The 23,114-nt window shown below is 70.6% G+C and carries 23 protein-coding genes and 1 tRNA gene; 14 read left to right on the forward strand and 10 right to left on the reverse strand.

Going from position 1 to position 23,114, the window contains the following annotated elements:
• The first annotated feature begins 34 nt into the window (after positions 1–34).
• Genes E7T09_RS15265 through E7T09_RS15280 form a run of 4 tightly spaced genes read left to right on the forward strand, consistent with a single transcriptional unit; the run spans position 35 to position 5,304 of the window.
• On the forward strand, positions 35–607 hold the full coding sequence (locus E7T09_RS15265) for a biliverdin-producing heme oxygenase (protein ID WP_136390045.1): 573 nt from the start codon (positions 35–37) through the stop codon (positions 605–607).
• Positions 604–2,886, forward strand: a complete 2,283-nt coding sequence (locus E7T09_RS15270; RefSeq protein WP_136390046.1) for an ATP-binding protein — start codon at positions 604–606, stop codon at positions 2,884–2,886. Before E7T09_RS15265 ends, E7T09_RS15270 begins: the two co-directional genes overlap by 4 nt.
• Position 2,887: 1 nt before the next feature.
• Positions 2,888–3,325, forward strand: coding sequence for a response regulator (locus E7T09_RS15275; protein WP_136390047.1), 438 nt, complete (start codon positions 2,888–2,890; stop codon positions 3,323–3,325).
• A 2-nt stretch (positions 3,326–3,327) separates the two neighbouring features.
• Positions 3,328–5,304 carry an ATP-binding protein gene (locus E7T09_RS15280; RefSeq protein ID WP_136390048.1) on the forward strand — a complete coding sequence of 659 codons (1,977 nt, stop codon included), beginning with the start codon at positions 3,328–3,330 and terminating at the stop codon, positions 5,302–5,304.
• Between the two features lie 15 nt (positions 5,305–5,319).
• On the opposite strand, the gene pyrF is transcribed toward E7T09_RS15280, so the two are convergent.
• Entirely contained in the window at positions 5,320–6,135 is an 816-nt protein-coding gene (pyrF, locus tag E7T09_RS15285) for an orotidine-5'-phosphate decarboxylase (RefSeq protein WP_136390049.1), read from the reverse strand.
• On the reverse strand, positions 6,132–6,869 hold the full coding sequence (locus E7T09_RS15290; protein WP_136390050.1) for a 3-keto-5-aminohexanoate cleavage protein: 738 nt from the start codon (positions 6,867–6,869) through the stop codon (positions 6,132–6,134). Before E7T09_RS15290 ends, pyrF begins: the two co-directional genes overlap by 4 nt.
• Before the next feature lie 36 nt (positions 6,870–6,905).
• On the opposite strand from E7T09_RS15290, the gene E7T09_RS15295 reads away from it, so the two are divergent.
• Complete coding sequence (locus E7T09_RS15295) at positions 6,906–7,754, forward strand: DUF1028 domain-containing protein (protein ID WP_136390051.1); 849 nt, start codon at positions 6,906–6,908, stop codon at positions 7,752–7,754.
• 53 nt (positions 7,755–7,807) lie between these two features.
• Positions 7,808–8,275, forward strand: a complete 468-nt coding sequence (locus E7T09_RS15300; protein ID WP_136390052.1) for an RrF2 family transcriptional regulator — start codon at positions 7,808–7,810, stop codon at positions 8,273–8,275.
• 10 nt (positions 8,276–8,285) lie between these two features.
• On the opposite strand, the gene E7T09_RS15305 is transcribed toward E7T09_RS15300, so the two are convergent.
• A complete protein-coding gene (locus E7T09_RS15305; RefSeq protein ID WP_136390053.1) occupies positions 8,286–8,927 on the reverse strand; it encodes a hypothetical protein in 642 nt (213 codons plus the stop codon).
• Positions 8,928–9,055: 128 nt separating this feature from the next.
• On the opposite strand from E7T09_RS15305, the gene E7T09_RS15310 reads away from it, so the two are divergent.
• Both E7T09_RS15310 and E7T09_RS15315 read left to right on the forward strand, forming a co-directional pair.
• Positions 9,056–10,219 carry an N-acetylmuramoyl-L-alanine amidase gene (locus tag E7T09_RS15310; RefSeq protein WP_240741818.1) on the forward strand — a complete coding sequence of 388 codons (1,164 nt, stop codon included), beginning with the start codon at positions 9,056–9,058 and terminating at the stop codon, positions 10,217–10,219.
• A 155-nt stretch (positions 10,220–10,374) separates the two neighbouring features.
• A complete protein-coding gene (locus tag E7T09_RS15315) occupies positions 10,375–12,540 on the forward strand; it encodes an ATP-binding protein (protein WP_168734865.1) in 2,166 nt (721 codons plus the stop codon).
• Between the two features lie 68 nt (positions 12,541–12,608).
• Here E7T09_RS15315 and E7T09_RS15320 read toward each other — a convergent pair.
• From E7T09_RS15320 to E7T09_RS15330, 3 genes are all read right to left on the reverse strand, one after another.
• Positions 12,609–12,684 (reverse strand) — tRNA-Lys (locus E7T09_RS15320).
• Positions 12,685–12,773: 89 nt separating this feature from the next.
• On the reverse strand, positions 12,774–13,358 hold the full coding sequence (locus E7T09_RS15325) for a hypothetical protein (RefSeq protein ID WP_136390056.1): 585 nt from the start codon (positions 13,356–13,358) through the stop codon (positions 12,774–12,776).
• A gap of 34 nt (positions 13,359–13,392) precedes the next feature.
• Entirely contained in the window at positions 13,393–14,583 is a 1,191-nt protein-coding gene (locus E7T09_RS15330) for a Mur ligase family protein (RefSeq protein ID WP_136390057.1), read from the reverse strand.
• 106 nt (positions 14,584–14,689) lie between these two features.
• Here E7T09_RS15330 and purE point away from each other — a divergent pair, with 106 nt between their 5' ends.
• The 4 genes from purE to E7T09_RS22580 all read left to right on the forward strand — a co-directional run bounded on the left by purE (position 14,690) and on the right by E7T09_RS22580 (position 18,696).
• A complete protein-coding gene (gene purE / locus E7T09_RS15335) occupies positions 14,690–15,187 on the forward strand; it encodes a 5-(carboxyamino)imidazole ribonucleotide mutase (RefSeq protein ID WP_255578436.1) in 498 nt (165 codons plus the stop codon).
• Positions 15,184–16,326: a 5-(carboxyamino)imidazole ribonucleotide synthase gene (purK, locus tag E7T09_RS15340; RefSeq protein WP_136390059.1), complete on the forward strand. Its 1,143-nt coding sequence runs from the start codon at positions 15,184–15,186 to the stop codon at positions 16,324–16,326. Before purE ends, purK begins: the two co-directional genes overlap by 4 nt.
• Positions 16,327–16,433: 107 nt before the next feature.
• Positions 16,434–17,588, forward strand: a complete 1,155-nt coding sequence (locus tag E7T09_RS15345) for a VanW family protein (RefSeq protein ID WP_136390060.1) — start codon at positions 16,434–16,436, stop codon at positions 17,586–17,588.
• Between the two features lie 70 nt (positions 17,589–17,658).
• Positions 17,659–18,696 carry a GNAT family N-acetyltransferase gene (locus tag E7T09_RS22580; RefSeq protein ID WP_370293989.1) on the forward strand — a complete coding sequence of 346 codons (1,038 nt, stop codon included), beginning with the start codon at positions 17,659–17,661 and terminating at the stop codon, positions 18,694–18,696.
• 27 nt (positions 18,697–18,723) lie between these two features.
• Here E7T09_RS22580 and argB read toward each other — a convergent pair whose 3' ends face one another.
• Positions 18,724–19,473 carry an acetylglutamate kinase gene (gene argB, locus E7T09_RS15355; RefSeq protein ID WP_136390061.1) on the reverse strand — a complete coding sequence of 250 codons (750 nt, stop codon included), beginning with the start codon at positions 19,471–19,473 and terminating at the stop codon, positions 18,724–18,726.
• Between the two features lie 68 nt (positions 19,474–19,541).
• Between argB and E7T09_RS15360 the strand changes: the two genes are divergently transcribed.
• Complete coding sequence (locus E7T09_RS15360; protein ID WP_168734866.1) at positions 19,542–20,000, forward strand: DinB family protein; 459 nt, start codon at positions 19,542–19,544, stop codon at positions 19,998–20,000.
• A gap of 63 nt (positions 20,001–20,063) precedes the next feature.
• Here E7T09_RS15360 and E7T09_RS15365 read toward each other — a convergent pair whose 3' ends face one another.
• From E7T09_RS15365 to E7T09_RS15375, 3 genes are all read right to left on the reverse strand, one after another.
• Positions 20,064–21,140 carry a PilT/PilU family type 4a pilus ATPase gene (locus E7T09_RS15365; RefSeq protein ID WP_136390063.1) on the reverse strand — a complete coding sequence of 359 codons (1,077 nt, stop codon included), beginning with the start codon at positions 21,138–21,140 and terminating at the stop codon, positions 20,064–20,066.
• A gap of 157 nt (positions 21,141–21,297) precedes the next feature.
• Complete coding sequence (locus E7T09_RS15370; RefSeq protein ID WP_136390064.1) at positions 21,298–21,897, reverse strand: DinB family protein; 600 nt, start codon at positions 21,895–21,897, stop codon at positions 21,298–21,300.
• A gap of 25 nt (positions 21,898–21,922) precedes the next feature.
• A complete protein-coding gene (locus E7T09_RS15375; protein WP_136390065.1) occupies positions 21,923–22,546 on the reverse strand; it encodes a 5-formyltetrahydrofolate cyclo-ligase in 624 nt (207 codons plus the stop codon).
• Positions 22,547–22,617: 71 nt separating this feature from the next.
• Here E7T09_RS15375 and E7T09_RS15380 point away from each other — a divergent pair, with 71 nt between their 5' ends.
• Positions 22,618–23,100 (forward strand): hypothetical protein, encoded by a 483-nt coding sequence (locus E7T09_RS15380; RefSeq protein ID WP_136390066.1) that lies wholly within the window; start codon positions 22,618–22,620, stop codon positions 23,098–23,100.
• Positions 23,101–23,114: the final 14 nt, after the last annotated feature.

Raw genomic sequence — 23,114 nt, forward strand, 5'->3', positions numbered from 1 at the left:
AACTCCCCGGCGTTTTTGCGGTAAAACAGGGGGCGTGATCCTCGCCCAACTCAAGGCTGACACGCGTGAGCTGCATGACCACGCCGAGGCCGCCCTGAACCTCCTCGACCCGGCCCTGACCCGTGAGCGGTACGTGGACGTCCTGCGCGGCCTGCACGCGCTGTACACGCCGCTGTGTGAGGACATCGGCTCCTGGCTGGCGCGGCGCGCGGAGCTGGACTGGCCCGCGCGCCACGCCGTGAAGGCCGACGCCCTGCGCGCCGATCTGCACGACCTCGGCATTCGGCCCAGCGCACCCCGCGTTCTGGCCCCCCTGCCGGACGAGGCGCATGCCTGGGGCGCGCTGTACGTGCTGGAGGGTGCGACCCTGGGGGGTCAGCTGCTGCGGCGCCACCTGGCCTCACGGTTGAACCTGGATGGGCGGGGGCTGGCGTTCTTCAGCAGTTACGGCGAGCAGGTCGGCCCCCGCTGGAAGGCCTTCGGGGCGGCCCTGGCTGCCCGGTGCAGCACAGAGGACGCCGCCTTTCAGGCCGGCGTGCTCGACGGGGCCACCCGTACCTTCGCCCTGTTCGGCACGCTGACCGAACGAGCGGGTGTGGGCGCATGACCGGCAATCCTGGCGAATCCCGGCCCGTGGTGCAGCTCGGCGCGCAGCCGGTCGACCTGACGAACTGCGACCGGGAACCCATCCACATTCCCGGCGCGGTTCAGCCCCACGGCGCGCTGATCGCCCTGGATCACGGCCGCATCGTGGTCGCCAGCGACTCGGTTCGCGAGCATTTCGGCCTGGACGTCTCACAGCTGCTCGGGCAGGGCCTGGACCTGCTGCTCGAGCCCGAGGTCCGGCAGCGGGTCGAGACGGCCCTGACGCGGGAGAACCTGGAGCACAACCCGCTGTTCCTGCTGAGCACCTCCGTGCGTGGGCGCGGCTCCTTCGACGTGATCGCACACGCGCGGGACGGCCTGCACCTGCTGGAGTTCGAGCCGGGGGGCGGGCGCACCCAGGTGGATCCGGCGGCCCTGATCCGTGGGTCGCTCGGCGCCCTGAACGCCACGCGCTCCCTGTCGGACTTCGCGGGCGTGCTGGCACGCGAGGTGCGCCACCTGACCGGCTTCGACCGCGTGATGGTGTACCAGTTCGCGCCCAACGGCACGGGAACGGTGGTCGCAGAGGAACTCGCGGCGGGCATGGAGTCGTTCCTGGGCCTGCGCTACCCCGCGTCCGACATCCCGCAGCAGGCGCGGGCGCTGTACGTGCTCAACATGATCCGCATCATCAGCGACGTGCAGGGCACCCCGTCGCCCCTCTCGGCCCTGCCGGAGCACGCGCAGCCGCTGAACCTCAGTTACGCGGGCCTGCGGGCCGTGTCGCCCATCCACATCCAGTACCTGCGCAACATGGGGGTGGGGGCCAGCATGAGCATCTCCATCGTGCGCGGCCAGGAACTGTGGGGCCTGATCGCCTGCCACCACAACAGCGTGCGTGTGCTGCCCTACGACGTGCGCGGCGCCTGCGAGTTTCTGGGACAGGTGGCCAGCGTGCAGCTCAGTGCGCGGCAGGAGCGCGACGAGCAGGCCTACGAGCTGCGCCTGCGGTCGGCGGAATCCGGACTGATCAGTCAGCTCGCGCAGCAGCTGGATCCGCTGGAGGCGCTCAGCGACCCGGAGGCCAACCTGCTGGGCTTCATCGACGCGCCCGGCGCGGCCATCTCCTACGGTGGAGAACTCGTGCGGCTGGGGGTGACGCCCAGCGCGCCGCAGATCACGGAGCTGTGCCGGTGGCTGGCCACGCAACCCCAGGCGCAGGTGCTGCACACGGACGCCCTGGGCCAGGAGTATCCGGCCGCGCAGGCCTACGCGGATCGCGCGAGCGGCGTGCTGGCCGTCCCCCTGAGCGGCAACCGCCACGACTACGTGCTGTGGTTCCGCCCGGAGCAGCTTCAGACCGTCACGTGGGCCGGTGACCCGAACAAGCCCGTGCAGGTCGACGAGTCCGGCCTGGGCCGCCTGACTCCCCGGCAGTCCTTCGCGGCGTGGCAGGAGACCGTGCGGGGCCGCTCGGCCCCGTGGCAGGGTGCGGAACTGCAGGCCGCGCAGGCGCTGCGCCGCGCCATCACGTCGGTCACCCTGCGCCGTGCCGAGGAAACCCACGAGCTGAACGTGGAATTGCAACGCTCGAACGCCGAGCTGGACGCCTTCGCGTACATCGCCAGCCACGACCTCAAGGAACCGCTGCGGGGCCTGCACAACTACTCGGTGTTCCTGCTCGACACCTACGGCCAGCAGCTCGACGAGGACGGCGTCGCGAAACTCAGGACGCTGGTGCGCCTCACGCAGCGCATGGACGACCTGCTCGACTCGCTGCTGCTGTACTCCCGCGTGGGCCGCGTGGACCTGCACTTCCAGCCCACCCCCCTGGACACGCTGGTACGGGAGGCGCTCGACACGCTCAGTCCCCGGCTGCATGAGACCGGCGCGGCCGTCACGGTGCACGACCTGCCCACCGTGAAGGTCGACCGGGTGCGCGTGGCCGAGATCTACCAGAACCTCATCGCCAACGCCCTCAAATACACGACCCGCGCGCACCCGCAGATCGAGATCGGGATGCTGGCCCCCGCAGACCGGGCCGCTCATCGGGTGCCGCCCGAGGTTCGGCCCGACGCCCGGATTCTGTACGTGAAGGACGACGGCATCGGCATCCGCGAGCAGCATTACGAGAACATCTTCCGTATTTTCAAGCGGTTGCATGCCCGCGAGCAGTTCGGGGGCGGCACCGGGGCCGGACTGACCATCGTGCGCAAGATCGTCGAGCGGCACGGTGGGCAGGTCTGGGTAGAGAGCGAGTTCGGGCAGGGCAGCACCTTCCTGTTCACGTTGGAGGCCTGACATGAACCTGCTGCGCCCCCTGCTGGTCATCGAGGACAGCGACGAGGATTTCGAGGCCGTGCGCTGGGCCATGCAGCGCCTGGGCCGCACCGTGCTCCTGGAACGCTGCATCGACGGCGACAGCGCCCTGATCCGTCTGCATGACGCCGCCCTGCCGTATCCGGGTCTGATCCTGCTCGACCTGAACCTGCCCGGCACGGACGGCCGCGAGGTGCTGGTACACCTGAAACGCGATCCGATCCTGCACGTCCTGCCGGTGCTGGTCATGTCCACCTCGGTCAGTGAACGCGACGTGCGCGCGTGCTACGACGCCGGCGCCAACGGCTACCTGGTCAAGCCCGTGAACTTCGAGCAGTTCACCCACCAGATCCGCGTGATGTGCGACTTCTGGCTCGATACCGCCCAGTTGCCGATGCCGGCGGCCCCGGAGCAGGCCTGACCATGTCGCGACCCGAGCCCCTGCGCGTGCTGATCGTGGACGACAGCCCGGAAGACACCGAGATCTTCTGCCGCTACCTCACCCGCTGGCCCGAGCAGCCGGTCGAACTGCACACCGCCCTGCTGGGCGAGGACGCCGTGGACATCCTGCGCGCCACGCCGCCGGACCTGCTGCTGCTCGACTACTCGCTGCCCGACATGACCGGCCTGGAATTCCTGACCGTGGCCCACCCGGACTGCGCGGTGATCATGCTGACCGGCCTGGGCGACGAGCGGGTGGCGGTCAGCGCCATGCGGGCCGGCGCGCAGGACTACCTCGTCAAGGGCCAGCTGAAGGCCGAGGACCTGTGGCGCGCGGCTGCGAACGCCGTCGAGCGCCGCAGTCTGGAACGCGACCTGCGCCGCGAGCAGCAGCGGTCACAGGCGATCCTGGACAGCGTCACGGACGGGGTGCTGTCGCTGGATCGCGACCTGAACGTGAGCTACCTGAACCCGGCAGCCGAGCAGCTGCTGGACGTCCGTGCTGCCAGCATCCTGCGCCAGCCGCTGGAGCGGGCCCTGCCGTGGGTCGCCGGTACGGCCCTGCTCCCCTCGCTCCAGGAGGCCCAGCGGGATCAGCGTACGGTGGCGCAGGAGATCCACGACCCCGGCAGTGGCCGCTCGCTGGAACTGCGCGTGTACCCGGCCGGCGACGGTCTCTCGGTCTACGTGGCCGACATCACCCTGCGCGTGCAGATCCAGAACCGCGACCGCCACGCCACCAACCGGCTGAGGCAGCTGTACAGCGCGTCCCTGGCCATGAACACCGTGCTGCTTCAGGCCGACGTCCAGCAGCTGATCGTGGATCAGGCCCGGCAGGTGCTGGGCGCCCACGCGGCCGCCCTGGCCCTCTACGTGCATCCGGGCGAGGATCTGCAACTGGATCTGGTGGCGACGGCCGGCCCGACCCTGGACCTGCCGGCCCCGCCCGCCCGCCTGCCGCTGGACGCCGCCCACCCCCTGGCCCACGTGGCCCGTGACGTCGAGGCGGACCGGTCGGACGTCGCCCCCCTGGCGCCCGGCGACCATCCGGGCACCTGGACGGTGCTGCCGGTCATGCAGGGAGGGCGTCCCCTGGGTGTGCTGGGCGTGCTGGACGCCCCCCTCGCCTCCGCGGACGACCGCACGCTGCTGCTCACCTACGCGGAACTGTGCGCCCAGGCGCTCGACCGCGCCACCCTGGTCGAAGCCGAACGGCAGCACCGCCTGACGCTGGAACGCCGGGTGCAGGAACGCACCGCCGCGCTGGAACGCAGCAACCGGGAACTGGAGCAGTTCGCGTACGTCGCCAGCCACGACCTCAAGGAACCCCTGCGCACCGTCAGCTCCTTCGCGCAGCTCCTGCAGGGCCGGCACGGGAACCAGCTCGACGAGCGGGGCCAGCGCTACGTGACCATCGTGATCGAGGGCGCGCAGCGCATGTTCACCCTGATCGAGGACGTGCTCGCCATGGCCCGCGTGAGTCACGCCGCCAGCCCCCGCACCGTGAACCTGGATGCCCTGCTGGACGACGTGATCTCCAGCCTGGAGTCACTGACCCGGGAGACCGGCGCGCAGATCACCGTGTCGTCCCTGCCCAGCGTGCTGGGCGACCCCACACAGTTCGTGCAGCTGTTCCAGAACCTGATCGGAAACGCCCTGAAGTTCCGGCAGTCCGGCGTCCCGCCCCGCGTGCAGGTGAGCGCGCAGGCCAACCCCGACGGGTGGCAGTTCACGGTCGCGGACAACGGGATCGGCATGGAATCCCAGTACCTCAAGCAGGTGTTCACCATCTTCCAGCGCCTGCACAGCCGACAGGCCTACCCCGGAAACGGCATCGGCCTGTCGGTGTGCCAGAAGATCGTGGAGAGCCATGGGGGCCGCATCTGGCTGGATTCCACGCCCGGCGAGGGCACGTCGATTCACTTCACGCTGCCAGACCGGCCGGTCATCCCGGCCTGAGTCCGGCCGCCTTCGTCAGCGGCCCGTGACGCCGAGGGCCGCGTTCAGGTCATCCCGGAAGGTGTGCGCGGCGTGAACGCTGGCCTGCACGTCCAGCCCGTTCGCATACTGCACGCCCCGGCTCGCGCTGGCGAGCGCCCCCACTCCGCCCGGCCCGAAGGCCCCGGCCAGGTCTGCGGCCACGCCACCCTGCGCCCCCAGGCCCGGCAGCAGCAGCAGCGCGCGCGGCATCAGCGCCCGGAAGAGCGTGAGATCCTGCGGGTGGGTGGCGCCCACCACCGCGCCCACGCTGGCGTACTCGCCCTGCGGTTCCTGGGCGCACAGCCGGGCGACCTCGACCGCCACCCGCTCGCTGACCCCGCTGCCCTGTAGGTCGCCCTGGCCGGGATTGCTGGTCTTCACGAGCACGAACACCGCGCCGCCGTGCGCCCGCGCGGTCTCCACGAAGGGCGTCATGGTCTCGAAGCCCAGGAAGGGACTGATGGTCAGGGCCGCACCGGCGTGCCGGCCGGTCAGCCAGCCCTGCGCGTAGGCCAGGGCGGTGCTGCCGATATCGCCGCGCTTGCCGTCCAGCAGGACGGGCAGCCCCAGCGTCCGGGCCGCCGCGCAGACGTCCTCCAGGATCTTCAGGCCCTGCAGGCCCAGCGCCTCGTAGAAGGCCAGCTGCGGTTTCACACACGCGGCGTAGGGAGCGGTGGCCTCCAGCACATCCAGGGTATGGTCTCGCAGCTGATCGGAGTCGCGGTAGGCGTCCAGGCGAGGGTCGAGGCCCACGCACAGGCGCGTGCCGAGGCGGCGGGTGCGGTCCGTGACTGCATACGCGAACGTCATCGGGCCGAGGCTAACACGTCACGGGCGGCGCTCACGAGGGCCGCGTTGCCCGGTGCGGACGAGCCGTCCGGGAGGTGCAGCGTGTCTTCCAGGCCGATCCGCGTGAAGAGGCCCCGGCGGGCGGCCAGCTGCACCAGCGGCCACGCGCTGCGATCCAGGCCGTGCAGAAGCACCAGAATACCAGGCACGACCCCCTCCAGGCCGCGCAGGAGGTCGTCGGCCAGCGGGAGGGCCATCTCCTCCGGCTGATCCGGGAGTTCCACCAGCACCCGCAGTACCTGCGTCCGCGGCGGCCAGTCACGGAACACTGCGAGCGCCGCCGGCGTCCACAGACCCGCCTCGACCCCGATCCCGGCGTCCAGCAGCACTCCGGCCAGCGCCAGCGCGTGCGGCTCGTGCAGGTTCACAGAGACGAAGTCCGGGCGCTCCACCGGCCCCAGAGCCGCGTAGTCGCGGGCCGCGGCCAGCTGCGCTGCCACATCCGGCAACATCCAGTACCCGCTCGAGATGCCGACCGGCACGCCAGGGCACGCGGCACGCACGGCGCGCAGGGCCGCCGCGACATCGGCCACCGCGAGGCTTTCCTGTCCGTCCGGGCCACGGGGGTGCAGGTGCAGGGCTTCGGCGCCCGCCCTGACCGAGGCAGCCGACTCGCGCGCCAGGGCGTCCGGCGTGACGGGAACCACCGGCCACCGCAAGGCGTTCCGGGGGCCGTTCAGGCAGGCCTTGAGCATGGCCCGATGCTACGCCCGCACTGCTACGCTGCGCGCATGACCTTCTCGATCGTGGCGCGCGACCCGCTCACCGGCGACCTGGGAGTGGCCGTCGCCAGCAAGTTCCTGGCCGTGGGGGCGCTGGTGCCGTGGGTGCGGGCCGGGGTGGGGGCGGTCGCCACCCAGAGTTACGTGAACCCCACCTTCGGCCCGGAGGGGCTGGCCCGTCTCCACGCGGGCCACGCTGCTTCCGAGGTCGGCGCGCAGTTCCAGCGCGAGGACGGGGGCATCGCGCAGCGGCAGTTCGGGATCGTGGACGCGCAGGGGCGCAGCGTCACCTTCACCGGCCCGTCATGCCACGCCTGGGCGGGGGGCGTGGCACTGCCAGACATCGCCATCCAGGGCAACATCCTGACCGGGCCGGAGGTCGTGGATGCCATGCTCGACGCGTGGCACGCGGGCCATCAGCTGGCGCTGCCCGCACGGCTGCTGTGGGTGCTGCGGGCCGGTGACGACGCGGGCGGCGACCGGCGGGGCCGGCAGTCCGCCGCGCTGCTGTGTGCCGGGCCGGGACGCGGCTACGGCGGCCTCAGCGACGACTGGGTGAACCTCCGCGCCGACGACCACCCGAACCCCTGCCAGGAACTCGTCCGGCTGTTGGACGTCCACGACCTGCTGTTCGGCCGTCCGCGGGACACCCGCCCGCTGGACGCCTCCGAACTGGGCTGGCTGCGCGCCCGCCTGATCCGCCAGGGCTACGCGGCCCAGCTTCCGGACGGCCCCTGGGACGACGCCACCGAACGGGCCGCCTGGGCGCTGTACGGCACGGAGAACCTGGAGGAACGCTGGGTGCCCGGAGGGAAGATCGATCCCGTCGCCCTGGCCTACCTGCAGGGCCAGGACTGAGCGGGACGACCGGGACAGCGCGGAAATCGGCGCGCAGCCGCTAGACTGCGGGCATGCGGCTTTCCGCGACGGACGTGTACGCCTTCCAGGCGCTCGGCTTCCTGGGCTCCCAGGACCTCGGCCGCTGGATTTCCAGCGATGAGATCAGTGAATCCACCGGCGTGCACCGCCCATACCTGGTGCGCATTCTGGCCGCCCTGACGGCCAAGGGCGTCGTAAAGAGCAAGAAAGGCATCGGCGGCGGCTACGCCCTGGCGCGCAAGCCCCACCTGATCAGCCTGTGTGAGGTCGTCCGCTCGATCGACGGGCCGGTGGCGCCGCTCTCGTGCATCAGCCTGAACTGGCATGACGCCTGCGAGGAGGAGGATCGCTGCCACGCCCGCGCCACCGTCTACACCCGCATGCGCGACGCCATGCTCGGCGTGTTGCAGGAATTCAGCGTGCAGGATCTGGTGACCGACGCGAAGCAGGGAGTGTCATACGGTCACTGCCTGACTCACCTGCTCAAACCCAACGCCTGACGGCCGGATCTCACTTCAGGTAGGGCTGGAAGCGGGCCAGGTCGCCCGTGTCGGGATCCGCTGAGGATCGCACGACGCGGTTCCCGCCGAACACCAGCAGCAGCCGCGAACCTGCCGCGCCCGAGGCGTTCAGGGTGCCCTGCTGCGCGCGGTACGGGCCGGTCAGAACCGCCTGCATGGTCGCCGGATCGAAGACCAGCGTGCTGCCCGCCAGGCCTGGCGCGGCGGCCTTCACGCTGCCCGACGCGACCACGAACCCGGTCTTGACATCCACTGTGATCTGCCTGGCGCTCAGGCCCCGGAGGCGGGCGTCCGAGTACGTCACGTCCCCGGTGGCGGTGACCGTGCCCGCCGCGAGGTCGTAGCGCACCTGCGCGGCCCGGAGGGTGCCGCCCTGTCTGGTGGTGAGGGTCGCCCCGGTCGCGATCAGGTACGCGCCGGGCTTGAACTGCATGCGCCCCGCGTCCAGCGTCAACTGCCCCCGGCTGTCGGTGGCCTTTCCGCCCTGCGGCAGTTCGGTCAGGCCCGTTTCGAGGTTCAGGGACTGGGGGCCGCGCGGCGTAATGGTCAGGCCGCCGAAACTGACGGCGCACGCGGCCCCCAGGAACAGCGCGGCCACGGCGGCGGCACGGATGGACGAAAGCACTCTCATGAGGTCACCGTAGCGCCCGCACCGGAGCGCCCTGTGAGGACGTCGGTCAGACCCGGTTCAGACAGGCGGCGCCGATGCCCTCATGCCCTCCCATCCGCAGATCACGCCGGGCAGGTACACTCCGCGCAGTGAACGGCTTTTCCCTCCCCCGCACCAAAGGGGCGTCCGGACGACTTCCACGCCCCAGGCTCCTGCCGGCCCTGCTGCTCACCGCGCTGTGCACGCTGCCCCACGCCGCCCACGCCGCCCCGCGCATCGGCACCCACGACACCTACACCCGGCTGGTCTTCGACCTCCCCAAGACCAGTGCCCTCGATGTCAACGTCACCGCCCAGAGCATCACCGTGAAACTGGGCGTCAAGCTCAAGTCCGAACAGGGCGCGCTCAAATCCCCTGGCGTCACCGCGTATGCCGTCTCTGGAGGCACAGTCACCGTGACCCTCGCCAGCGGGTACGGACACGCCAAGGCCAGCGTGCTCCCCGCCCCGGCCGGCCAGGGCGCGCGGCTCGTAATCGACGTGCTCAAGGGCGCGACCGTGGGTTCCGTGCCGGTCACTCCGCCCCGCACGCCGAGCGCCGTGACCCGCCCCGCCAGCACGTCCTCGCTGCGCCGCCCCAGGGTGGTGCTGGATGCCGGGCACGGCGGCATCGACCCCGGCATGTCCAGCGCATGGGTCGTGGAGAAGGACGTGACCCTGGACGTCGCCCTGCGCACCCGCGCCGAACTCGTGCGGCACGGGGTGGATGTCACTATGGTGCGTTCCACCGACACGCAGCTCAGCACCGTCAAGCGCACGGATCTCGACGCCCGCTCGCGCCTCGCCACCTCCGGCACCGTGAGTGCGTACGTCAGCATTCACGTGAACTCCGGCGGGGCGGCCGCGCAGGGCATCGAAACGTACTACTTCGGACAGCCGCTGGGAGGCAGCAACCGCAGCCTGGCCGTCGAGGAAAACGGTGGCGGCAGCACCGGCGAGGAACTCACCCGGCAGGCGGCCAGCAGTGCCCAAAGCGCCCTGGGCGACATCCTCTCGCAGGCGAAACTGTCGTTCAGCCGCGACCTGGCCCGCCGCGTGCAGATCAGCCTGGTGGCCGCCACCGGCGCCGTGAACCGGGGCGTGCTCACCGACGCCTTCTATGTGATCAAGAACCCCACCACGCCCGCCGTGCTGGTCGAGGTCGGCTACGGCTCCAACCCCAGCGAGGGGCAGAAACTGGCCACCGCCGCCTACCGCGACCGCCTCGCGCAGGGGCTCGCCCGGGCCATCCTGGACTTCCTGCACACCGACTGACGGGGAGCACACCCGTCTCCAGCCGGGGGACACGTTGAGGCCGATGTGCGGGGGGATCGCACGGCCCGGCGGCAGCGCACCCCGGTCCACGCTCAGCACCCTGACCAGCCCCGTTCACCCACGGGCCACCTTCGATGTCAGACTGGGCACGACCCATGACCCTGCCCCCGTCCCAAGACCCCGGCCTCGCTGCCACCGACCTGCAGGCCATCCTCGACAGCAGTTCGGACTGCATCAAGGTGCTCGACCTGGACGCCCACCTGCTGTCCATGAACGCCGGTGGGATGGCCGTCATGGAGATCGAGGATTTCAGCGTCTGCGAGCACGCGCTGTGGCCCACCTTCTGGGAGGGCGTCGCCCGCGAACAGGTGGAGCACGCGCTGGAGGCCGCCCGTGCCGGGCACACCACGACCTTCGAGGGCCCGGCGCAGACCTTTGCCGGGACGCCGAAGTGGTGGGAGGTGCGGGTCTCTCCGCTGCGCGATCCGGACGGCGGGATCACCCGCCTGCTGGCCATCTCACGGGACATCACCGCGCGCAAGGTGGCCGAACAGCAGTTGCAGGAGATCCAGCAGCTGCTGAGTGACCGGGCCCAGACGCTCGAAGTGCGGGTCAGTCAACAGGAACGGGCGCTGGACGCTTTCGTGCGCTTCACGACCCAGGTGGCCAGCATCACGGACCTCGAGGAACTCGCCATGGCCGCCGGCGACATCATCAAGGACGCCGTGGGGGGAGCCACCAGCGGCCTGTACCTGATTCGTGGACAGACCGCGTTCCCGCTGGCGTTCTCCCGGAACACCCCGCCTGCCGTCCGGGTCGCCCGGCAGACGGGGGTGCCGCTCAGCATGCCCCTGGCGGCGGAGGCTGTGCAGGCGCGCCGGACGGTCTTCGCTCAGGGTGAGGACGGCCGGGTGCAGTCGGTGGGGTATGCCAGTGCCCTGAGCATCACGCCGTATTTCAGCGGTCAGCGACCGTACGCCCTGTTCGCGGCCGGAACGGGCCGGCCCGAGTGGACGGCCCAGGAACAGGCGATCATCGAATCGGTCGGGCGCGGCCTGGGCCTGGCCCTGGAGCGGGCCGAGCAGACCCGGCAACTCCAGGAGCGCACCGCCAGCCTGGACGCCTTCGTGGCCTTCACGGAAGCGGCGGGGGTCGCCGTGGACGGCCTGGTGCTGGCCCGACAGGCGGAACTGGTGCTCCGCGCCACCCTGGATCAGGTCAGCGTGGCGGTGTATGAACTCGAAGACGGCCTGTGGAAAGCCCGGATCTGGTCCGGAGACATCCAGCCGGAGGTGATCGCCGCCATCCAGCAGGGCATTCCTCAGGATGCCCCGAACTTCGCCGAGGCGGCGCAGTCCGGCACCGGGGTCTTCGTGGACGGCTGGAAGGCCGAGGATGACCTCGCACCGAGCGCCTCGAACTATGGAGCGGTGGCCATCATCCCCACACAGGGGGGGCCGACGCCACAACTGTTCACCGTGGGCACCCTGGCAGCCCGTGCCTGGACGCCCCGCGAGCAGGCCATCATCCGGGCCGTCGGCGGCGCCCTGACCCTGGCCCTGAAACGCACCGAGCTGGCCCGGCAACTCCTCCTCCAGCGCGACGCCCTGGATCGCCGCACCCAGGAACTGATGGCGGCCAACGAAGAACTCGAGGCCTTCACCTACTCCGCCTCACACGACCTGCGCACTCCGGTGCGGCATGTCATGGGATTCGCGGATCTGGCACGGCGCGCCCTGGATCAGCAGCAGCCCGAGAAGGTCGTACGCAGCCTGGGCATCATCCAGCAGGGAGCCGCGCGCATGGAGCAGCTCATCGACGGCATGCTGATGCTGTCCCGTGCCGGCCGGCAGGACTACCACCCCCGGATGGTCGCTCTGGAACCGCTGCTCACGCAGGCCCAGCGGGACGCCGAGCTGGACTTCCCGGCGCAGACCATCGAGGTGACCCTGCCCACGCCGGTCATGGTGTGGGGCGACGCGACCCTGCTCCAGCAGGTGATGACCAACCTGATCAACAACGCGGTGAAGTACTCCAGCGGGCGGGACGTCTCGGAGGTCACGGTGCACGTCAGCGACACCGACGCGGAATGGGTGATCACCGTTCAGGACAATGGCGTGGGATTCGATCCGCGCTACGCCGGGAAGCTCTTCGGGATCTTCCAGCGGCTGCACACCCACGACGCCTTTCCGGGCATCGGGGTGGGACTGGCGACCGTACGGCGGATCGTGCTCAAGCACGGCGGCCGGGTCTTCGCCGACAGCGTGGATGGCCAGGGAGCCACGTTCGGCGTGGCCCTGCCCAAACCGCCGGAAGCGTGACGAACTCGGGACACTGAACGTCCGGCGGCTGTGGTGCAAAAAATACCCCGTCTGGGACGGGGTCTATCTGGTGGATCGTGTAGGAATCGAACCTACAACCCGCTGATTAAGAGTCAGCTGCTCTGCCAATTGAGCTAACGATCCGGTCTGCTGGGGCGCCGGCGGTGACCGGGCGGAGTGGAGTATAGGCAGGGCCCGGCGGCACTGTCAAGCGCGGGCCCTCCCAGCGGTCGTCAGTCGGGCAGGGCGGCGTTCAGCGCGGCGGCGGCCACGCCCAGGCCCAGTCCGTACGCGAGGTGAGCGCCCAGCCGGTTGGCATGCGTGCGGAGCTCGGCGCCGCGAGGGCCGTCCTGGAGGCCCAGCAGGGGGGTGATGGTTTCATCCAGCACCAGCCACAGCCCAGTGCCGAACAGCAGGCCGGTCAGCGGCCCCTGCCGGCGTGCGGCGAGCGCGCCATAGGCGGCGCCGCCTACAACTCCGGTGCCCCAGTGCACGGCCTCGCTTAGCGCGGTGCGGGTGCCCTTCTGCGGCATCTGGTGGTTGATGAGCTGGTAGAGGTGGCGGCCGAGGGCGGCGGTGGAACTCTCGCCGGGCACATGCTCCTGACCCAGTGGGCTGATCACATCCTGGTCGGGCTTGGGCGGTGCGGATGCTTCCTGCCCGCCCGTGATCAGTGGAGCGATGCGGGTCGACCACTGGCCCATCAGGAGGGTGCCGGCGGTTCCGGCCAGCAGGCCGATCACAGCGTCGCGGTAGGCGGGCGAGGACACGGGCTCGGGGTGCAGCAGGGCGCGGGCAGCGGACAGCAGGGAGGGCATACCTCACCCTAGGCCAGGGCACGGCGGAACAGCATTACGAGTCGCTTGACCTGCGGCTCAGCTCGGCGCGTACCGTGCCCGCCAGATACAGGCTCCCCGCGACCAGCAACGTGCCTCCCGCCGGGGTGAGGGCCAGCGCACGGGCCAGGGCGGCCCTGGGTTCAGGCACGGCCTCGCCACCGAACGTGGCCGCCAGATCGGCGGGCGGGGTAGCCAGATCGCCGGGCGACGTGTAGACGCGCACGGGCGCCAGGGTCAGCAGGGGGGCCAGGGTCGCGGCCGTGTCCTTGCGGGCCAGGTTTCCGAACAGCAGCACGTCCGCGCGGGGCACGGCGGCGGCCAGGGCGCGGGTGGCGTGTGGGTTGTGCGCGCCGTCCACCAGCACGGTGCGGCCGCTCACCGTGAAGCGTTCCAGTCGGGCGGGGTGGGTGGCCAACAGCGCGCCATCTACCCCGCCCGCGTACCCCAGCGTCCGGAGGGTCGCCACGGCCAGCGCGGCATTCTGGAGCTGGTGCGGCCCAACCAGGGCGGGCGGCCGGGGCAAGCTGAAGAGTTCCGGATGCGTGTCAGGGGTGAACAGGGGAGCCCCGGCCGCCGTGGCGACGTCGCGGATGACCTCCAGCGCGCGGCCCGTGGCGGTGGTCAGCAGGGGGACGCCCGCGCGCGCTGCTCCAGCCTTGTCCCGTGCGATGGCTTCCACCGTGGTTCCCAGCACCCCCATGTGATCCAGATCCACGTTCGTGATTGCCACGGCCGCCACGTTCGTCAGGGCCTGCGTGGCGTCGCTCAGGCCACCCACGCCCGCCTCCATCACCGCGATCTCGACCCGGTTCTCCGCGAAGGCCGAGCAGGCCAGGGCCAGCGTGAGGTCGAAGAACGCCGCGTCCGGCACGTGTGCCTGCGCCCAGGTGATGAAGGCCGCCGTCCGGGAGGCGTCCAGATTCACGCCCTGGAGGCGGATGCGCTCCTCGTACTCGTGCAGGTGCGGGCTGGTGAAGCGTCCGGTACGCAGGCCGGCGGCGATCAGTCCGGCCTCCAGCATGGCGCAGGTGCTGCCCTTGCCGTTCGTGCCGATCACGCGGACACTCCGGAACGCCGCGTCTGGCCGACCGAGCGTGTCGAGCAGCGCCCGCGCGCCTGCCGGCCCCCGCTCCCGCCCGGAGCGCGTGCGGGCATACAGCCAGCCGTAATCGGGAGAAGAGGAGGGTACGGGCGCGTCCGTCACGCGCCAACGCTAGCGCGTCCAGAGGGGCCTGGGATGACCTGCGGCCGGGCCGGGTAGCATGCAGCCCGTGACGACCGACGCCTCCACCGGTTCCGCCTCGCCCCGTGTGGGCGTGGTGATGGGCAGCCGCAGCGACTTCGAGACCATGCAGGGCGCCCTTGACCTCCTGCGCGACCTGGGTATCGCCTACGAGGTGAGGGTGCTGTCCGCCCACCGTACGCCGGGCCTGCTCGCCACCTACGGCGCGCGGGCCGAGCGGCTGAACTTCGCGTGCCTCATCGCAGGAGCGGGGGGCGCGGCGCACCTGCCGGGCATGCTGGCGGCGTTCACGCGTGTGCCAGTGCTGGGCGTGCCGGTGCAGTCCCGCGCCCTGAGCGGCCAGGACAGCCTGCTGAGCATCGTGCAGATGCCCGCCGGGATTCCGGTGGCCACCTTCGCCATCGGTGTGGCCGGTGCGAAGAACGCTGCCCTGTTCGCCGCCGCTATCCTCGCCACCACCGATTCCAGCGTCCGAGCGGCCCTTGACACCTTCCGGCAGCGCCAAACACAGGCCGTGCTGGACGAGCCCCACTTCGACGGCCACCCGCAGGCGGGGACCGAATGACCCCCTCCAGTCCCGGTTTCCTGCCCTCAGCGCACCTCGGCATCCTGGGGGGCGGGCAGCTCGCGCAGATGCTCGCGCTGGCCGCCCAGCCGCTGGGCGTGCGTGTGACCGTGCTGGAACCCGACGCCCAGGCCCCGGCCCGGCTGTGTGCCGACCATCTCCACGCGCCGTACACGGACGCCGCCGGTCTAGACACCCTGGCCACCTGCGACGCCGTGACGCTGGAGTTCGAGAACGTGCCCGTGGCGGCCCTGGACGCCCTGCGTGGCCGCGTCCCGGTCCGTCCGGGCGCGTCTCTCCTGGCCCGCAGCAAGCACCGTGCCCGCGAGAAAGAAGCCCTGCGTGCGGCCGGAGCGCAGACGGCGCCCTTCGTGACCATCGAGCAGGAGACCGACCTGGACGGCGCGCTGGAACGCGTGGGCGGCCTGGGCATTCTGAAGACCAGTGAACTCGGGTACGACGGCAAGGGCCAGGCCCGCGTGACCTCGGACGCCGAACTGCGGGAGGCGTGGCGGGCCATGACGTCCGTGCCCTGCGTGCTGGAGGGTCTGGTGGCCTTCGAGCGGGAGGTCAGCCTGGGGGTGGCCCGCACGCCCGGCGGCCAAGTGGCGTTCGGGCCGCTGGTAGAGAACGTGCACAGAGGCGGCATCCTGCGCACCAGCGTCTTTCCGGCGGACGTGCCGGCCGGAGTGGAGCGCGCGGCCCGCGAGCAGGCCCGCGCCGTGGCCGATGCCTGGGCGCTGGAGGGCCTGATGACGCTGGAGTTCTTCCAGCTTCCCGGCGGTACGCTGCTGGTGAACGAGGTCGCGCCGCGCGTCCACAACAGCGGGCACCTCACGCAGGACGGCGGCGGGGTCAGTCAGTTCGAGGCGCAGGTGCGCGCCGTGCTGGCCTGGCCGCTGACCGACTGGCGGCCCCTGCACCCCAGCGCGATGGTGAACGTGGTCGGCGTGGCCGGGCCGGACGGGAGCGCGCTGGAGCCCGACTGGTCGGGCATCGATGCGCTGGAGGGGACCCGCGTCCACCTGTACCACAAGGCGTGGCGGGCGGGGCGCAAGCTCGGGCATGTCAACCTCGTCGCGCCGGAGATGGCCACGCTGCGCGCCCGGCTCGCGCAGCTTGAGGCGCTGATTCCCTGATCGGGGCGGGTGGTGCCCCCGGAGCGTCAACGCCGCCGCAAGTGCCCGTAAGGAGCGGCCCAACCTGCGCTCACGGCCCAGCAGGCGCGCGCCCCTAGCCTGAACGGGTGAAGCGTCTCCTGCTGTCCCTCCTGACCTGCTCGCTGGTGAGCGCCGCGCATGGCCAGGCTCCCTTCAAACTCATCCTGACGGCCAGCGAACACAAGATCCAGAAGGGCGAGGTCACCACTGCGACCATCGTCAAATCGTGGGTGCTGCCCGCAGCGGGGATCAGGGTTAGCCGGAAGTTCGGCAAGGTCAGTTCCACCCTGACGCCCGTGCTGGCGCAGATCGCGAAGGCTGTCAATGCCCGTAGGCCCCTTCCCGCCACCTTCAGGAACGTCGGCGGGGCGTGGGTCGCCACCGAACAGACCGGCTGGATCTTCGACCGGGACGGCACCAAGGCGAACCTCTTGAAGGCCCTCGCAGGGGGCAGGGGCAGCGCGCCGGTCGCGTACAAGCGCGTCGAGCCCCGGCGCCGCGTGACCGTGCTCGCGCAGCGCGGCGTGCGGTGGCACGTCTCGACTGGAACCAGCTCCTACCGGGGCAGTCCGGACTTCCGCGTGAAGAACGTCCTGGTCGGTGCGGGCAAGCTCGACAACTTCTTCATCGCGCCCGGCCACGAGTTCAACTTCAACCGGGAGGTCGGGCAGATCGACGCCAGCACCGGCTTCGTGAAGGGCTTTGTGATCAGCGGCGGCACGCTCGCGAAAGAGGACGGCGGCGGCATCTGCCAGGTCAGCACGACCATCTTCCGGGCGCTGTACGGCGCGGGCCTGCCCATCGTGGAGCGCCACGAGCACAGCCACCGCGTGGAGTACTACGACCCCGTGGGCTTCGAGGCGACCGTGTACGCCCCGTACAAGAACCTGCGCATGAAGAACGACACCGGCCAGTACCTGTTCGTTCAGGCCGCGTGGGATACCAGGGCCCGGACCCTGCGCTTCGACGTGTTCGGCGCGAATACCGGCCGCAAGGTGAGTGTCGGTCGGCCGGTCGTCACGGCCTTCGAGGCGCCTGCCCGCCCCACTTACACGCCGGACGTCCGCGTGGCCACCGGGGGCCGCCGCCTGCTCGACACGCCCATGCAGGGTATGACCAGCGTCATCACCCGCACCATCAGGATGGGGGGGAAAGTCGTGGGCACCGACACGCTGAAAAGCACGTACAACCCGTGGGGAGCGGTGTACGGCGTGCCCCCTGGAGACCGTCGCCTGAACTGAGGGCGCCGACGCTCCTCGTCTGGGCCAGGTGGCGGATGTGGCCCACATGCTGGAACGACATCATGCGGCCATGAGCGTTCCGGACTCCGCCTTCCAGTCCCGCGCGGTGCGCGCCCTGACCCTCCTGCATGAGGACGCCCTCCGGGATTTTCTGCCGGTGTGGAGGGCGGCGAGGGAGGCCAACGTCGCCCTGCCGGAGACGACCGACGAACCGTACCGTTCGCTGGAGCATCTGCTGGTGCATGTCCTGGAGTGTGCCGGGTGGTACCTCACCAGCCTGGCCGAGCACCTGACGCTGCCTAGGCCTGCGCTTCCACCCCTGCCGGAGCCCGCTCAGGCCGCCGGAAACGCAGAAATGTATGTCGACGCCCTCCTGCCTGTCTGGCGGCGCACGCTTCAGTCCGTGCGGAACGCCGATCTGGAACCCGAGGTGACCCTTCCGGGCCTGCCCTCCTGGCTGGGTGCCCTGCTGGAACACGCGGCCATGCACCCCCAGCGGCACGCCTTCCAGCTGCGCGAGCTGATCCGCGCTCAGGCCCCACCACACCCCAGGCCCGCGCCCCACCTGCCCACGGAGTTCCGTACCGCGCGCCTGCTGCTGCGCGCTCCCCGACCGGACGACGCGCAGGCGCAGGTGGACGCCGTGAACGCCAGCCTGCCGGAACTGCGCCGCTGGATGGTCTGGGCGCAGGAACCGCAGACGCTGGAGGGTGCGCGGGAGAACCTCGCGCAGGCGGCTGAGGCGTACGCGCGGCGTGAGAATCTGCGGCTGCTGGTGTGGAACGCCGCCGGCACGGAACTGCTGGGTTCCACCGGCTACCACTCGCTGGACTGGCGCGTGCCCAAAGGGGAGATCGGGTACTGGATCGCCACGGCGCACACTGGGCACGGCTACGCCCAGGAGGTCGCGGAATTCCTGACCAACTATGCCCTGACCGACCTGGGCTTCCGGCGCGTCGAGATCCGCTGCGACGCACGGAACGCGCGCAGCGCCCGTATTCCCCGCGCGCTCGACTACACCCTGGATGCCCGCCTCGTGAACGACGACGTGGCTGCCGACGAGCCCGCACGTCTGCGCGACACGCTGATCTTCAGCCGGACACGCTGAGCCCCAGCGAGCCGCATGTCCCGGCCTTCAGGGAATGAGGCGCGTTCCCGCTTCGCCGCGGGCGGCGGCGGCGAGCACGCCCGCCGTCATGCCGCTGGCGATGGTGGCAAACGGCGCTCCCCGGTCGAGCGCATCCAGCGCGGCCTGCACCTTGGGGATCATGCCGCCCGCAATCCAGCCCGCCGCGATGCCGCCCTCGGCCTCGGCGCGCGTTAGGGTGGCTGCGCGGCTGGCCGGGTCGGGGAACGCGCGGTAGACGCCGTCCACATCGGTCAGGAACACGATGCCCTCGTGCAACGCGCCCGCGACCGCGCCGGCGGCCGTGTCGGCGTTCACGTTCAGGGCGTCCCCGTCCGGCCCCACGGCAATGCACCCCAGGACCGGCGTGATCCCGGCCCCCAGCAGGGTGCGCAGCAGGTCGGCGTTCACGCCGGTCACGCGCCCCACCCGGCCCAGCTCCGGGTCGAGCACCTCGGCGCGCAGCAGGCCGCTGTCCCGGCCCATCAGTCCGACCGCCTGCCCCACGTCCTGGGACAGCTGCTTGTTCAGCTGACACAGGGCCATCTCCACGATGTCCATCGCTTCCGGCGTGGTCACGCGCAGGCCGCCCCGGAAGCCGCTGGTCACGCCACGCGCGGCGAGTTCGCGCTCGATCACCGGCCCGCCCCCGTGCACGACCACGACCGGCATCTCCGACCGCAGCGCGGCGATCTCCGAGGCGACCGCGCGCCGCAACTCAAGGCTTTTCATGGCGTTGCCACCGTACTTCACGATCATGCCGCTATGGTAGTGGCTGACCGGGTGCAGTGAGTCCTGCGTTGTAACCCGCGCCCTGGGGGATGACCATGGATGACGCCACGAAGCACATCGTCTGGCAGCAGTGCGCCGCGGCGCTGGGCATGCTGGAGCACGCGGTGCGGGCCTGTCCGGACGACCTGTGGCACGACCCGGCCGAGCCTCGATTCGCAGTGCTGGTGTGGCACTGCCTGGACGCGCTCGACCGCTACCTGGAGCGCGTGGTGACTGATTTCCCCTCGCCGGAGCCGTTCACGTCCCTCTCCGCCGCGCCCGTCCCGCTGACCCAGGTGCCCACCTACGGACGCGATGACCTGCTGCTCTACCTGGCGCATGGCCGCCGCAAGGCCGGGGCCGCGCTGGAACTGGTGGGCACGGATCATCCGCAGGCGACGCTGGCCTTCGAGCTGCTGGTGTACAACACCCGCCACATCCAGCACCACACCGGACAGCTGTATCTGATCCTGAGGCAGAGGGGTGGCTCGGTGCCGCCTTGGATCGGGAAGTAAACGGACGACGACAGGGGGCCAGGAGCGGATCATCCTGGCCCTCTGACCTGTCCTCTGGCTGGATTACGCGAACTGGGCGCGCATCATCATGATCTTCAGTTCGTGCGGGCTGGTCGCGGAGGCCATGGCGTCCTCGGCCGTCATCTTGCCCGCCGCCACCAGTTCCGCGAGGTGCTGGTCGAAGGTGTGCATGCCGCGTGATCCGCCCTCCAGCAGGGCCTGCTTGATCTCCTCGGTGCGTTCGGAGTCCTTGATGCACTCGCGCACGGTGGGCGTGCCCAGCAGGATCTCCATGCCCAGCACCCGGCCACCGCCGGCGCGGGGCAGCAGGCGCTGGCTGACGATGCCTACGATGCTCTCCGAGAGGCCCAGGCGGATCTGGTCGCGTTCGTGCGGCGCGAAGAAATCGATGATGCGGTTCACGGTCCGGACGGCGTCCTGGGTGTGCAGTGTACTGAACACCAGGTGGCCCGTCTGCGCGGCCGAGAGCGCGGCCTCGACCGTCTCCTTGTCGCGCATCTCGCCGATCAGGATGATGTCCGGGTCCTGGCGCATGCTGGCGCGCAGGCCGTTCGCGAAGCTCAGGGTATCCATGCCCAGTTCGCGCTGGCTGACCATGGCCATCTGGTCGCGGTGCAGCACCTCGATCGGGTCTTCGAGCGTCACGATGTTCACGGGCTGCGTGGCGTTGATGTGGTTCAGGATGCTGGCTAGCGTGGTGGTCTTGCCGCTGCCGGTCGGGCCGGTCACCAGCACCAGACCGCGCTCATGGTGAGCGAGCGCTTCGAAGGTGTCCTGCGGCAGGCCCAGATCCGCGAACGACGGAATGGGCTTGTCCTCGATGACGCGCATGATCAGGCCGATCGTGCCGCGCTGGTAGTAGGCGTTCACGCGGAAGCGCGCCAGGCTGGCAATGCCATACGCGAAGTCCGCCTCGCGTTTGGTTTCGAAGTGCTGCCACATGGCGGCCGTCATCATCTCGCGGGCGAAGCCCTCCACATGCTCGGGGCTCAGGCGGGCGTCGCCGTACCGCTTGATCTCGCCGTCCACCCGCCCGGCCGGGGCGCTTCCGGTCCGCAGGTGGATGTCGCTCGCGCCGTCTTTCACGATCGCCGTCAATACGCTGTTCAGGACACTCATCTTGCGCTCAGCGTAGGGAGGGTGCTCTTACAGAACTCTCTGTGGGACGGGGCTCCATCCGGCGATGCTGGCCGTGATCACGGCGTAACCGAGGAATCCGCGGGGGCCATACCCCCAGCGGCGGGCCCAGTACCCCCACCGGCGGGAGGAGATGACTTCAGGACGCGGCGCGTTCCGGCACGCTGTGGGTTTCCTGTCCACCCCGCAGCCGGCGGCTTTCCAGATCCGCGTGCTGCGTCAGGTAGCGCAGCCACGCCTTCGCGGTCAGTGGCCCCAGACTGTTGTGCTCGACGGTCACGTCGTCCTGCGGCGGGTGCCGGTGCAGGTTCCGGGTCAGCTCGACCGTCCCCGCCCGCGTGCTGGACAGCAGCCCCCGCAGTTCATCCATGCTCAGGGTGGCAGGGGGGCGGTAGGCCGGAGACTCGTCTTTCACGAATGGCCGCTCGCCCAAGGCCACCCGCAGGCGGTTCTGCCCCCAGCGTTCGATGGTGATGATGTGCGCGAGCACCTCGCGGTTGGCAGGCGTGTCCGAGGCCCGCGCGGCCCGGCCCGCGAGGTGGTTCCCGGCGCGTTCCAAGCTCTGCGCGAGGTCCGTGTACGAGCTGCGGCCGGCGGGCGCTTCCAGGACGCGCGCCACCACGAAATCCTTCACGTCGCCCTTGCGCTGCCGGGCGAGGTAGGCCGCGCCGGCCGCCACGCCGACCCCCGCGACCGTCAGGATGGTAGGCACCAAGAGTTTGCTGCGGGAGGACGTCATGCCCCACAGTACGCGCCACGCGCGTTCAGGGTTCCGAGTCGGGCGCGGGCGTTCGCACTCCGATCACCCCGCCGGGCGTCCCGATCAGCGCCACCCGCGAGTCCGCCGCGCAGGGCAGAACCGGCGTCATCATCAGCGGGTGGGCCAGCGTGAACTCCGGGAGGCCCAGCTTCAGGCCGCGCGCTGCCCAGCCGAAGCCCTTGCCGAGGCGCTGTCCGGCATCGTCCACGGCCACGCAGGCGATCACGGCTCCCTGGGCGCCCTCGGGGCGGCGGACGGCCTCGCCCACGTGCGGCATGGCCGAGAGCCGCGCGCCCGCCGGATCCGTGAGCCGCCAGTACCAGCCTTCTTTCTTCTGGTGCGGCACGTACAGGATCACGCCCGCCTGCAGGGCCAGCTTCCGCAGCGGCTGGAGGGCACGTTCCGGCCCCACGATCAGCACCCGCAGGGCCGCCACGTCCGGGTGGGTCAGCAGGGCCTGTGCGGCGGGGCGTGCGCCCTTGAAGTTCGGGTGGTGGCCGTGTGGAGGCAGCGGATAGCCGCAGGCATGGGCACGCAGCAGGGCCGTCCACACCTGCTCGCGGTACGCACCGGCCGTCACGGGAGGGTGCGGCAGGAGCGGGGGAGACGGGGCCGGCGCCACGGTCATGCCCCACCGTAGCGTGCCGCCCGGCTGGCCGGGTACAGTGACTCATCTTCGAGCGCCAAGTGGAGGTTCACGTGACGAATTCCCTGCTGCCCCGCCCCGTTCTGGTTCTGCTGACCCTGAGTACCCTGTCGGGGAGCGCCCTGGCCGACCGCACACCGGCCAACCTCAAGGCCTTCAAGACCGTGTGCGTGAATGCCGGGTACCACGAGCAGGACAAGGAGAACGACGCGATCCGCACCAAGCTGATCCAGCGGATCTACGACGCGCTCGACGCCGCCAAGATCGCGGTCGCGGACTCGCCCTGCCAGCCCAAGGGTCTGAGCAGCACCGGACAGCTGAACCTGTACTTCGATTTCACGACCACCACCGACGGCAAGACCTTCGACGGCACCCTGGAAGGCTGGCTCACCAAGGACGGCACCTACGACAGCGTCACGCTGTGGCAGGACAACATCTTCGGCTCGCTGGACGTGGGCGGAGGTGCGCTCGAAGCGGCGGACGTGCTGGATGAACTGGTGGGCGGCTTCGTGAAGGACTGGCAGGGCGTCCACTGAGACCGGGCTGGCCC

Origin of the sequence: Deinococcus sp. KSM4-11, from assembly GCF_004801415.1 — a bacterium.
GTDB lineage: Bacteria > Deinococcota > Deinococci > Deinococcales > Deinococcaceae > Deinococcus.